Here is an 11,463-nt window from a genome sequence, read left to right on the forward strand (position 1 = left end):
GGTCCCTCCGCTCCGCGAGTCACCCGCGCCGGACGGTTGACGCCGGTCACTTCGCTGCCCAGGATCTGACTCACCAGTAAGCCCCTGCTTAGGAGGAACACCCCGATGGCCTACGACGCAGACGTCATCGTGATCGGCGCGGGCCTCGCCGGCCTCGCGGCCACCGCGGAACTCGTCGACGCGGGCCGCCGGGTCATCCTCCTCGACCAGGAGCCCGAGCAGTCGCTCGGCGGCCAGGCGCACTGGTCCTTCGGCGGGCTCTTCTTCGTCGACTCCCCGGAGCAGCGCAGGCTCCGCATCAAGGACTCGCACGCCCTGGCCCTCCAGGACTGGATGGGCACGGCCGCCTTCGACCGCCCCGAGGACCACTGGCCGCGCAAGTGGGCCGAGGCGTACGTCGACTTCGCCGCGGGCGAGAAGCGGTCCTGGCTGCACCGGCAGGGCGTGCGGTTCTTCCCGGTGGTCGGCTGGGCGGAGCGCGGTGGATACGACGCGCAGGGCCACGGCAACTCCGTGCCCCGCTTCCACATCACCTGGGGCACGGGTCCGGGCCTCGTCGCCCCCTTCGAGCGCCGCGTCCGCGAAGGAGTCGCCCGCGGCCTCGTCCAGCTCAAGTTCCGCCACCGGGTCTCCGGGCTCTCCCGCAGCGCGGGCAGCGTCGACACCGTCACCGGCGAGGTCCTCGAACCCTCGGACGCCGAGCGCGGCAAGGCCAGCAGCCGCGAGGTCACCGGGTCCTTCGAGTTCCGGGCCCAGGCGGTGATCGTCACCTCGGGCGGCATCGGCGGCAACCACGACCTCGTGCGCGCCAACTGGCCCGAGCGGCTCGGCACCCCGCCGGAGCGGATGGTCTCCGGTGTGCCCGCGCACGTCGACGGGCGGATGCTCGGCATCACCGAGGAGGCCGGGGCGCGCCTCATCAACCGCGACCGCATGTGGCACTACACCGAAGGCATCCAGAACTGGAACCCCATCTGGGACAACCACGGCATCCGCATCCTGCCGGGCCCCTCCTCGCTCTGGCTCGACGCGCGCGGCGACCGTCTTCCCGTGCCGCTCTTCCCCGGCTTCGACACCCTCGGCACGCTCGAACACATCATGAAGTCCGGGTACGAGTACACGTGGTTCGTGCTCAACCAGCGCATCATCGGCAAGGAGTTCACGCTCAGCGGCTCCGAACAGAACCCCGACCTCACCGGCAAGTCCGTGCGCGGCGTCATCGACAGGGCGCGCGCCGACGTGGCCGCACCCGTCAAGGCGTTCATGGACAACGGCGCGGATTTCGTCGTGGAGAAGGACCTCTCCTCCCTCGTGCGCGGCATGAACGCGCTCACCAAGGAGCCCCTCATCGACGAGGCCGCGCTGCGCCGCACGATCACCGCGCGCGACCGCGAGATCGCCAACCCCTTCACCAAGGACCTCCAGGTCACCGCGATCCACGGCGCCCGCAAGTTCCTCGGCGACCGGCTCATCAGGGCCGCGGCCCCGCACCGCATCCTCGACCCCAAGGCGGGCCCGCTCGTCGCGGTGCGGCTCAACATCCTCACCCGCAAGACCCTCGGCGGCCTGGAGACCGACCTGTCGTCGCGCGTCCTGACCGAGGGCGGTCAGCCGCTTCCCGGTGTGTACGCGGCGGGGGAGGCCGCCGGGTTCGGCGGCGGGGGAGTGCACGGTTACCGCTCGCTCGAAGGCACGTTCCTCGGCGGCTGCCTCTTCTCGGGGCGCGCGGCGGGCCGTGCGGCCGCCAAGTCGGTGAGCTGAAGGGGGCGTTCGTCGCATCGCTGCGTGATCGTCGCCGCTTGTCCGAATCGTGTCCTTGCGGGCAACCCCGCAGGTGAGGGATGAAGTCTGCGGATTCTGAAACGAGTTGGTGAAGGGCCCCGGCGTGGGCAGACCTTGACTGGAGGGCTGCCTACCGCTTTGCTGTGCGTGATCATCCGAACGCGAGCCGCGCCGGGGAGGAAGTCCCGCGGTGTCACCACCCCCACCCCCCTTGGGCCGTTCCCGCAAGCGAGCGGCCTACGCCTTCGACCCCGCACTCGACGACGCCGAACTCGCCGATGCCCGCACCGCTCTGACCCAGGGCCGCTGGACCGAGGTCCGCGCGCTGCTCGCCGCGACCGGCGACGACTGGGACCGCAGGGGCCACCGGTTCGACGTACTCGCGCAGGAGCACACCACCACCGCCTGGGCCGGTGACTGGCGGCTTGCCGAGCCGGAGAGCACCGATGCCGTGCTGCTGCTCGCCCATGCCTCGGTGCACCTCGCGCTGCGCGGCAAGGGGCGCTCGGACAAGGCGCGGGACGCCTGCCGCGAAGCGGCCGCGCTGCTGCCCGCCGACCCCACGCCGTGGCTCGCGCTGCTCACCCTGGAGCGTTCCCTGGGCCGCGAGGAGGACGTCGTGCGGCTCTTCGACGAGGTCCGTCACCGGCACCCCGAGCACCACCACGCCCACCACCTGATGGTGGCAAGGCTCGCCGAGCGGCGCCCCGCCGCGGGCCAGGACCCGCTGCACGAGGTGTACGACTTCGCCGCCTGGGCGGCCGAACAGGCGCCCACGGATTCGCCGTTGGCGGTTCTGCCCGTCATCGCGCACGCCGAGCGCTACCGCGTCCTCGCCGCCGCCGGCAGCGAGCCCGTGAACCCGGCGGCCTCCGAGCACTGGACGGGACGCCGGGCACGCCAGGTCATGAAGGCCGCCTTCGACTGGTGGCTGGAGTGGGAGATGCCCGGGAACAGGGCGCACCCCCGCGGTCGCGTCGACCTCAACTTCCTCGCCCACGCCAAGTTCTGCGAGGGCCGGGCGGCCGAGTCGGCCGCCCTCTTCCACCGCATCGGGCGGCACGCGACCCGAGCACCCTGGTCGTACCCGGACCGGGACCCGTACAAGGCATTCACCGCCGCGCGCAACGCCGCGCTCGGCTCCGCCTGACCCACCGCACCAACCGGCCCACTCGAAAGGACAACCGCGCCATGGCGACGGGCAGTTCGAGCAGCACGAGCGACACGAGACCCGCGAGCAAGGCCGCCGGGAGCGCCACCGACGGCAGTGGGATCAGCACGTACAAGGGTCAGGAGACGGCACTGCGCGCCGGCCGGCTCGGCACGGCGGGTCTCCTCCTGTCCGTGCTCGCGGCGACCGGACCGCTCATGGTCGTCGCCGGTGTCATGCCCACCACATACGGCGTGATGGGTGTGGTCGGACAGCCGCTGCTGTTCCTGATCCTCGGCGTGGTCCTCGGCCTGTTCAGCTTCGGCTACGCCGAGATGAGCCGCCATGTCCACAACGCGGGCGCCTTCTACGCGTACATATCGAGGGGCCTGGGCGGCACCGCGGGCGCGGGCGCCTCGCTGGTCGCGCTCGTCGCCTACAGCGTGCTGCAGGCGGGCCTCTACGGCCTCCTCGGCTTCGAGGTCTCCGGGCTGCTCAACACCTACTTCGACGTCGAAGTCGCCTGGTGGATACCGGCACTCGTCACCGTCGCCGTCGTCGCCGTGCTCGCCTGGCTGAAGATCGACCTGAACGCGCGCGTGCTCGGCGTGCTGCTGCTCATCGAGGTGGCGCTCGTCGTCATCTTCGACATCGCGGCCATCGCGGACCCGGCCAAGGAAGGCCTGTCCCTGCACGCGTTCAACCCGGACACGCTCACCGGCGCGGGCGTCGCCACTTCGCTCTGCTTCTGCATCGCCGCCTTCACCGGCTTCGAGCAGGCTCCCGTGTACGCGGAGGAGACCGACCGCCCGCAGGTCGTCGTCGCCCGCGTGATGTTCTTCGCCGTCGGCTTCGTCGCGATCTTCTTCGCGATCAGCTCCTGGGCGCTCACGGTCGCGGCCGGCCCCTCCGGCATCGTCCCGGCCGCACAGGAACAGAGCGCAGGGCTGCTCTTCGGGCTCACCGAGTCCCGGCTCGGCGGCACCTTCACCGACGTACTCCATGTCCTGTTCGTGACCGGCATGTTCGCGGCGATCCTCTCCTTCCACAACGTGGTCGCGCGCTACGCCTTCGCCATGGGCCGCGAGGGTCTGCTGCCCGCCACGTTCGGCAGGACCAACACCTCGACCGGTGCTCCCGGCACCGGTTCCCTGCTCCAGACGGTCATCTCCGTCCTGGTCGTGGTGGCCTTCGCGGTCACCGACGACGGCGAGTTCGGCGACCCCACCGCCCCGGTCCTGCACCTGTTCACCTGGGGCGGCAACATCGGCGCCCTGGGCGTCATCCTCCTGATGGCCACGGCGTCCGTCGCGGTCATCGTCTTCTTCGTACGCCGAGGGGCCGCGCGAGCCCAGGCCTGGCGCATCACCGCCTCCGCCCTCGCCGCGGTCGGCCTGCTCGTCATCGCGGGCTACACCGTCAAGGACTTCGACGTCCTGGTCGGCGCGGGCCCCGGCTCGGCGCTCAGCTGGGTGCTGCCCGGCATCATCCTGCTCGCCGCCGTGATCGGCGTGGTCTACGGCGCGGTCCTGCGCTCCACCAAGCCGGAGGCGCACGCGCGGATCGGCCTCGGCAACGAGGCGTTCCAGCTGGAGAAGGCGGCGAAGACCCCGGGCGAGTAGTCCGGGCCCGGATGTGACGGAACGCTGACGGACACCCGCGGCCCCTGTACCCCGGGGGCCGCGGGTGCTCGAATCAGAGGGTGACGACTCCCCATCCGCACCGCCCCGAAGAGGACACCGGCACCGGCGCACCCGTCGGCCGCCGCCTGGTCATCGGCATGCTCGGCCTGGGCGTCGCGGGCGTGGCCTTCGCGCCACCGCTCCAGCGGGGCCTGGAGTCCTTCCTGGGCGCCGCGTCCGACAAGGACCCCACGGGCCTGACGGACCTGCTGCCCAACGGCGGCGGCTTCCGCTACTACTCGGTGGCCGCGTCCGTCCCGCACAAGAGCGCGTCCGCCTACCGCCTGAGGATCGACGGCCTGGTGGACCGCCCCACGACCTACTCACTGCCCGAACTGCGCGCCCTGCCGCAGACCCGCCTGGTGCGCGACGTCCAGTGCGTCACGGGCTGGCGCGTGCCGAGCACACCCTTCGAAGGCGTACGTCTCTCCGCTCTCCTGGACGCGGCGGGGGTGCGCCCCACGGCCCGAGCCGTCCGCTTCACGTGCTTCGACGGGACGTACAGCGAGAGCCTGACGCTGAAGCAGGCGCGGCGGGCTGACGTGCTGGTGGCCCTGCGCATGCAGGACAAGGACCTGGGCCACACCCACGGCGGCCCGGCCCGCCTCTATGTCGCCCCCATGTACTTCTACAAGTCGGCGAAGTGGCTCTCCGGGATCACGCTCACGGACGAGGTGGAGCCGGGGTACTGGGAGAAGCGCGGCTACGACGTCGACGCCTGGGTGGGTGATTCGAATGGCAGGGACGACGAGCCCACTGCCTGAAGTGGCCGCGCGGGTGCGCAGGTTCAGCCCCGCGGAGCGCTGGGTGCACCGGGTGACGGCACTCCTGATGGGGGTCTGCGTCGCGACCGCCGCGTGCCTGTACGTCCCTCAGCTGGCCGAGCTCGTGGGGCGCCGCGCGCTGGTGGTGACCGTCCACGAATGGTCGGGCCTGCTGCTCCCGGCCCCGTTCCTCGCGGGCCTCGCGTCCCGCGCCTTCCGCGGCGACCTGCGCCTCCTGAACCGCTTCGGCCCGCACGACAGGGCCTGGCTGCGGCGGGGCGCCGAGCGCCGGAAGGCGGGGAAGTTCAACGCGGGCCAGAAGCTGTACGCGGGCTGGCTCGCGGGGGCGGTCCTGGTGATGCTGGGCACGGGCCTGCTGATGTGGTTCACGCACCTCACCCCCCTGGCCTGGCGCACGGGAAGCACGTTCGTCCACGACTGGCTCGCCCTGACCCTGGGCGTGGTGATCGCCGGGCATGTGGGGATGGCGTGGGCGGATCCGGAGGCCCGGCGGGGGATGCGGACCGGGTCGGTGGACCCGGAGTGGGCGGAGCAGAGGCATGCGCTGTGGCGGAGGTAGCCGAGGCCTTGCGCGCCGCCATCACCGGCTCCGCCGAGTTCGTCCTCAATCGCCGGACGGGCTGGATAGTTCCAGCCCGTCCGGCGATTGAGGACATCTTGTCGGGGGTCCAGGGGGTCCAGGGGGGGGCGGAGCCCCATGGTTCGGGAAGGGGCGGGATGGGGGGAGAAGAACCCGCTCCGACCGGCTAAATCACAAGGGAGAGCAACAGCACCAGCCCACCCGCGACCACGGAGATGATCGTCTCCATGACCGACCAGGTCTTGATCGTCTGCCCGACGCTCAACCCGAAGTACTCCTTCACCAGCCAGAACCCCGCGTCGTTCACGTGCGAGAAGAAGAGCGACCCGGCCCCGATGGCAAGGACCAGCAGCGCCGTGTGCACGTCGGACATGTCAGCGGCCAGCGGAGCCACAAGACCGGCGGCCGAGATGGTGGCCACCGTCGCCGACCCGGTGGCGAGACGGATCACCACGGCGATCAGCCACGCGAGCAGCAGCGCCGGAATCGACCAGTCCTTGGAGATGTCGAGGACCATCTGACCGACACCGGAGTCGATGAGGGTCTGCTTGAAGCCGCCACCCGCACCGACGATCATCAGCACACCGGCGATCGGCGCGAGCGACTTCTCGACGGTGGTCGAGAGCCGGTCCTTGGTGAAGCCGGCCGCACGGCCCAGCGTGAACATGCCCACGATCACCGCGGCGAGCAGCGCGATCAGCGGCGAACCGATGACGTCGAAGACCCGCTGAACCGTGTGCTCGGGGTTGTCGACGATGATGTCGACCAGGGCCTTGGCCAGCATCATCACGACGGGCAGCAGCACGGTCGCGATCGTCACGCCGAAGCCGGGACGCTTGTCCAGGTCCTCCGAAGGACGCTGCGGCATCATCTTCTCGGGGGCGGGAACATCCACCCACCGGGCCGCGTACTTCGAGAAGACCGGACCGGCGATGATCACCGTCGGGATGGCGACGAGCACGCCGAGCGCCAGGGTGATGCCCAGGTTCGCGCCCACCGCGTCGATGGCGACCAGCGGGCCGGGGTGCGGCGGGATGAGACCGTGCATCACGGACAGACCGGCCAGGGCCGGGATGCCGATCCGCATCAGCGAGTAGTTGCCGCGCTTGGCGACCATCAGGACGACCGGGATCAGCAGCACGATGCCGACCTCGAAGAAGAGCGGAAGCCCGATCACCGAGGCGATCAGGACCATCGCCCACGGCATCGCCCGTCCGCCCGCCTTGGCGAGGATCGTGTCGACGATCTGGTCGGCGCCGCCGGAGTCGGCGAGCAGCTTGCCCAGGATCGCGCCGAGCGCGATCAGCACACCCACGCCCGCGACCGTCGAGCCGAGACCCGCGGTGAAGCTGGCGATCGCCTTGTCGAGCGGGGCACCGGCGAAGGCGCCGAGGGCGAGCGATCCGATGGTCAGGGCCAGGAACGCGTGCAGCTTGAACTTCGTGATGAGCAGGACGATGACGGCGATGCCCGCGAGGACGGCGATACCCAGCTGGGCGTGGCCAGCGGAGGTGATCGGCTCGACGGCGTCCGCTGCCAGCATCTCAACGCTGAGACTGGTCACGGTGTCTTCCTTGTACGTCAGGGGAGGGGGGTGCGGGGGGACGGGTTTTCACGGGGGCTACAGGGGACTTCGGGGACTACGGGGACTACGGGGAACTACTGGTCGAGCGCGCCCAGAGACCGGAAGGCCCGCTCGCTGATCTCTTCGGGGGTGCCGGTGACGTCGACCGCGACGCCCGCCTCGTCCGCGCCGAGCGGCTGCAGCGTGGCGAACTGCGAGTCGAGCAGGGCCGTCGGCATGAAGTGGCCCTGGCGGTGCGACATCCGGTCCTCGATGAGGGACCGGTCTCCGGTGAGGTGGACGAAGACGATGCCGGGCGCCTCGGCCCGCAGACGGTCGCGGTAGGAGCGCTTCAGCGCCGAGCTGCTGACCACACCGCCGAGCCCGGCCCTGCCGTGGGCCCAGGCACCGATGGCATCGAGCCACGGCCAGCGGTCGTCGTCGGTCAGCGGGGTCCCGGCCGACATCTTGGCGATGTTCGCCGGGGGGTGGAAGTCGTCGCCCTCGGCGTAGGGAACGCCGAGCTGGGCTGCGAGCAGGGGGCCGATCGTTGTCTTGCCGGTTCCTGCCACGCCCATCACTACGACGACGTGGGGGGTGCTCATCGCTGTCCTGCCTCGCTGTCTTCTTCGACATCGGTCCGAGAACGAGCCACGGGACGGGGGAGACCCATGGCTCGTTCACGTCACTGAAACCCATTAGGTCTGACAAATTCAAGAGGCTGTGACACAAAAGTCTGACTTTTTGTTCCCGAGGGTCCCCACATACCCTGACGTCATGACCGCACAGGCCCGTGGGCTGCACGCTCGCGTACTGGAAAGCCTCGGGCCCGCCATCACCGGCGGCGAGTACCCGCCGGGCAGCGTGCTGCGCACGGACGAGCTCTCCCAGCGGTTCGAGGTGTCACGCTCCGTCGTACGGGAGGCCGTGCGGGTCCTCGAATCGATGCACCTCGTCGAGTCCCGGCGCCGGGTCGGCGTGACGGTGCTGCCCACCGCGGAGTGGAACGTCTACGACCCGCAGGTCATCCGGTGGCGTCTCGCGGGCGCCGACCGGCCGCGCCAGCTGCGCTCCCTCACGGTCCTGCGCTCGGCGATCGAACCGGCCGCAGCGGGGCTCGCGGCCCAGCACGCCACCCCCGAGCAGTGCGCGGCCCTCACCGAATGCGCCCTCGGCATGGTCGCCACCTCGCGGGGACAGCAGCTGGAGGGCTACCTCTTCCACGACATCAACTTCCACCGCATCGTCCTGAACGCGTCGGGCAACGAGATGTTCGCCCGCCTCGGAGACGTCGTCGCGGAGGTCCTCGCGGGCCGCACCCACCACCAGGTCATGTTCGAGGACCCGGACCCGGCGGCCGTCACCCTGCACGTCCGGCTCGCGGAGGCCGTACGCGAGGGCGACGCGGCGCGGGCCGAGGAGCTGACGCGGGAGATCGCCGTGGGGGCACTGCACGAGCTGGACATCCTCGCCCCCTAGCGGACGACCCCTGCGGGGCACTCCCGCCGGTCAGGGACAATGGCCCGCATGTCCCGACGCGCCACCCGCCCCCAGACCACCTGCCCCTGCGGTCACCCCGAGCCGTACGAGAAGTGCTGCGGACGGCTGCACCGGGGCGAGGCCACGGCCGCCGTGCCCGAGGAGCTGATGCGCTCCCGCTACTGCGCCTTCGCCGTCAAGGACGAGGCGTACCTCCTGCGCACCTGGCACCCGCGCACCCGGCCGCCGCGCGTGGAGTTCGACCCCGGCCTGCGCTGGGTCGGCCTGGAGATCCTGGACACGGCGGACGGCACCGCGTTCCACACCACCGGCACGGTCGAGTTCCGGGCCCGCTACACCGACGGGGGCCGCAAGGAGGCGCTGCACGAGCGGAGCCGTTTCGAGCGGCTCGACGGGGCCTGGGTGTACGTCGACGGCGCCTTCATCGACTGACCGCCCGTCCCTTCAACCGGCCCCCGGCCCTTCAACTGCCGTCCGCTCAGCGGCGAAGAGCAGCGTCGAGCTCGTAATAGAGCGTGTCGAGGCGGCTGCGCCCCGGGCTGCGGTCCGGCATCCGCCTCACCAGCTCGCGCACGGCGGGCGATACGCGCTCGATCGCCCACCGGAGCTCCTCGTCACCGGCCTCGGGGCCTTCCCCGGCGGCGAGTTCACGGGCCAGCGCCTGGTGGACCGCGGGCGCGAGGGCGTGCTTCGACTGGTGCGGGGTGGCCAGCGGGTGGATGTAGGGGCTCGCCGCCGCGTAGCACGCGGCGCGGGCCGCGGCGGTGGCGGCCGGGTCGTCGACTTCGCGTGCGGCCGCGTGCGCCGCCCAGGCGAGGGAGCGCAGCCGCCCGGTCCGCTTCCCCTCGCGCACGTACTCCCGGATGCCCTCGATCGCCTCGCGGGGACGGCTGTCGCCGGGCGCCCGCGCCTCGAACAGCGGAAGCACCCGCTCGACGCAGTCGGCCGCCCAGAGCCCGAGAAGCCTGCGGTCTTCGTCGCTGATCGTCACTTCGTCCACCGGGACATCATGCCGCTCGGGGTGCCGCCTGTCGCCGGAGTTTCAGCGGACGTCCCCGTACTCGCTCATGACCCCCGGCGGAGCCAGCGCGTTCACGTAGTGCCCCGGACCGTGGTCCTCGAAGGAGTACGTGAACGGGACGCTCCGGGTCAGCGCGAGCCGGGCCGCGAAGAACGCCAGGGGTGCCACCACCGCGAGCCCCGCGAGGCTGTCCATCTGCGGGTAGCGGGGCGCAGGATCGCGCACCTCGACCCAGCCGGGCTCCTGGCCCGGCCCCCGCACCACATCCGCCAGGGCCCGCCCCACCGCCTTCGCCCTGCGCCCCGCCACGGCAGGCAGCCGCCCCCCGAGCAGATCGCCCGGCAGCGACAGCGCCTCGATCGCCGCCTCGGCCACGAGCGTCAGGGCCCCGTCGACCGGGCCCCTCCGCCGCCGGTAGTGGAATTCGCGGCCGAAGGGCGTGTACGGCCCGACCGGGCGCGGCGGCAGCGAGGGCACGACATCGCGGTCGTAGATGTAGCGGATCAGCCGGTCGCGCAGCACGTGGACGCCCCGCGGATCGCAGGCCCGGTGGCAGGCGCGGGCGAGCTCCGGTCCGCCGAGCATGGGCTGGCCGAAGGTGTAGACGGCCTTCAGGCGTTCCGCGACGGCGGCGTAGCGCGGCTCGTGGGCCAGCACGACGCCCATCAGCGCCGCCATCGCACCGCCCAGGCTGTGCCCGGTGATGTACAGCGCCTCCATGCCGTCGCCCACCGTGCCCTGCTCGTCGGGGTCGACCGATTCGCCGCGCAGCGCCCGCTCCAGGGCCTGCATGACCAGGTACCGCGAGGCCCGCATGTTGCGGTAGAAGCCCGCGTGGACGTCGTGCAGCTCACCGCCGAGGTCCACGTGGAGCGTCTCGGGGCGTACGTCGGCGTCGGTGAGGATGCTGATGATGTCCTCGGGCTGGGTGCCGCGGTAGCAGAGGATCACCACCCGCCGGTCCTTGTCCTGCAGCAGGTACGCCGCCGACGCGATGTAGAGCGCGCCCACCCGCTGCTCGAAGACCCGGCAGCGGTTCTCCTCCAGGCCGAGCCTGGCCATGATCATGGCGAGCGTCGCGGGGTCGGGGTCCTCCGGGGTGCCGGCGTAGGCGTACGCCGCACAGGTCGCAAGAGCGTGCGGGACCACGCCGTCCGGATCGGGTTGCGCCTTGTCCTCCGCCAATCGCTCCACCAGGTCCGGATAGACCGGGAAGCCCACGGCGGGGCCCGTTCCTGTGACGTCCTTGTACGGGCGCAGATCGGTGAAGGGCGGTGCCTTGGCGTGGTGGTCCCGCATGGTTCCCCCCGGGAACGGGCGCTGACGGCAAGGGAGTTGCGAGCACACCACCGGCCCGATCCGCAGTCAACTCGCGTGCTCCGGTCACCTGTTCACCCGT

11 protein-coding genes are annotated in these 11,463 nt (G+C 71.4%); 7 read left to right on the forward strand and 4 right to left on the reverse strand.

Annotated elements, in window-relative coordinates; genetic code table 11:
• Positions 1–105: 105 nt before the first annotated feature.
• The 5 genes from AC07AG_RS31585 (at position 106) to AC07AG_RS31605 (ending at position 5,958) form a co-directional block, all read left to right on the forward strand.
• On the forward strand, positions 106–1,761 hold the full coding sequence (locus AC07AG_RS31585) for an FAD-binding dehydrogenase (RefSeq protein ID WP_478759550.1): 1,656 nt from the start codon (positions 106–108) through the stop codon (positions 1,759–1,761).
• Positions 1,762–1,972: 211 nt separating this feature from the next.
• Positions 1,973–2,932, forward strand: coding sequence for a hypothetical protein (locus AC07AG_RS31590; protein WP_478759551.1), 960 nt, complete (start codon positions 1,973–1,975; stop codon positions 2,930–2,932).
• A 41-nt stretch (positions 2,933–2,973) separates the two neighbouring features.
• Positions 2,974–4,554, forward strand: coding sequence for an APC family permease (locus AC07AG_RS31595; protein WP_478759552.1), 1,581 nt, complete (start codon positions 2,974–2,976; stop codon positions 4,552–4,554).
• 158 nt (positions 4,555–4,712) lie between these two features.
• Complete coding sequence (locus AC07AG_RS31600; protein WP_478759944.1) at positions 4,713–5,378, forward strand: molybdopterin-dependent oxidoreductase; 666 nt, start codon at positions 4,713–4,715, stop codon at positions 5,376–5,378.
• Positions 5,350–5,958 (forward strand): cytochrome b/b6 domain-containing protein, encoded by a 609-nt coding sequence (locus AC07AG_RS31605; RefSeq protein WP_478759553.1) that lies wholly within the window; start codon positions 5,350–5,352, stop codon positions 5,956–5,958. The genes AC07AG_RS31600 and AC07AG_RS31605 overlap by 29 nt, the downstream gene beginning before the upstream one ends.
• A 187-nt stretch (positions 5,959–6,145) precedes the next feature.
• Here the strand turns inward: AC07AG_RS31605 and AC07AG_RS31610 are convergent, their stop codons facing one another.
• A complete protein-coding gene (locus AC07AG_RS31610) occupies positions 6,146–7,543 on the reverse strand; it encodes a GntT/GntP/DsdX family permease (protein WP_478759554.1) in 1,398 nt (465 codons plus the stop codon).
• Between the two features lie 95 nt (positions 7,544–7,638).
• Positions 7,639–8,148, reverse strand: a complete 510-nt coding sequence (locus AC07AG_RS31615; RefSeq protein ID WP_478759555.1) for a gluconokinase — start codon at positions 8,146–8,148, stop codon at positions 7,639–7,641.
• A 172-nt stretch (positions 8,149–8,320) separates the two neighbouring features.
• Between AC07AG_RS31615 and AC07AG_RS31620 the strand changes: the two genes are divergently transcribed.
• Both AC07AG_RS31620 and AC07AG_RS31625 read left to right on the forward strand, forming a co-directional pair.
• Complete coding sequence (locus tag AC07AG_RS31620) at positions 8,321–9,022, forward strand: FadR/GntR family transcriptional regulator (protein WP_478759556.1); 702 nt, start codon at positions 8,321–8,323, stop codon at positions 9,020–9,022.
• A gap of 48 nt (positions 9,023–9,070) precedes the next feature.
• Positions 9,071–9,475 carry a YchJ family protein gene (locus tag AC07AG_RS31625; protein ID WP_478759557.1) on the forward strand — a complete coding sequence of 135 codons (405 nt, stop codon included), beginning with the start codon at positions 9,071–9,073 and terminating at the stop codon, positions 9,473–9,475.
• 46 nt (positions 9,476–9,521) lie between these two features.
• On the opposite strand, the gene AC07AG_RS31630 is transcribed toward AC07AG_RS31625, so the two are convergent.
• Positions 9,522–10,043 (reverse strand): putative immunity protein, encoded by a 522-nt coding sequence (locus AC07AG_RS31630; protein WP_478759558.1) that lies wholly within the window; start codon positions 10,041–10,043, stop codon positions 9,522–9,524.
• Positions 10,044–10,085: 42 nt separating this feature from the next.
• Positions 10,086–11,363 (reverse strand): lipase family protein, encoded by a 1,278-nt coding sequence (locus AC07AG_RS31635; RefSeq protein ID WP_478759559.1) that lies wholly within the window; start codon positions 11,361–11,363, stop codon positions 10,086–10,088.
• Positions 11,364–11,463: the final 100 nt, after the last annotated feature.

It is taken from the genome of Streptomyces sp. NPDC044044, assembly GCF_056434405.1.

Coding starts and splice junctions, on each gene's coding strand:
- AC07AG_RS31585 (WP_478759550.1), top strand. CDS start 106: ATGGCCTACGACGCAGACGTCATCGTGATCGGCGCGGGCCTCGCCGGC.
- AC07AG_RS31595 (WP_478759552.1), top strand. CDS start 2,974: ATGGCGACGGGCAGTTCGAGCAGCACGAGCGACACGAGACCCGCGAGC.
- AC07AG_RS31600 (WP_478759944.1), top strand. CDS start 4,713: ATGCTCGGCCTGGGCGTCGCGGGCGTGGCCTTCGCGCCACCGCTCCAG.
- AC07AG_RS31605 (WP_478759553.1), top strand. CDS start 5,350: ATGGCAGGGACGACGAGCCCACTGCCTGAAGTGGCCGCGCGGGTGCGC.
- AC07AG_RS31615 (WP_478759555.1), bottom strand. CDS start 8,148: ATGAGCACCCCCCACGTCGTCGTAGTGATGGGCGTGGCAGGAACCGGC.
- AC07AG_RS31620 (WP_478759556.1), top strand. CDS start 8,321: ATGACCGCACAGGCCCGTGGGCTGCACGCTCGCGTACTGGAAAGCCTC.
- AC07AG_RS31625 (WP_478759557.1), top strand. CDS start 9,071: ATGTCCCGACGCGCCACCCGCCCCCAGACCACCTGCCCCTGCGGTCAC.
- AC07AG_RS31635 (WP_478759559.1), bottom strand. CDS start 11,363: ATGCGGGACCACCACGCCAAGGCACCGCCCTTCACCGATCTGCGCCCG.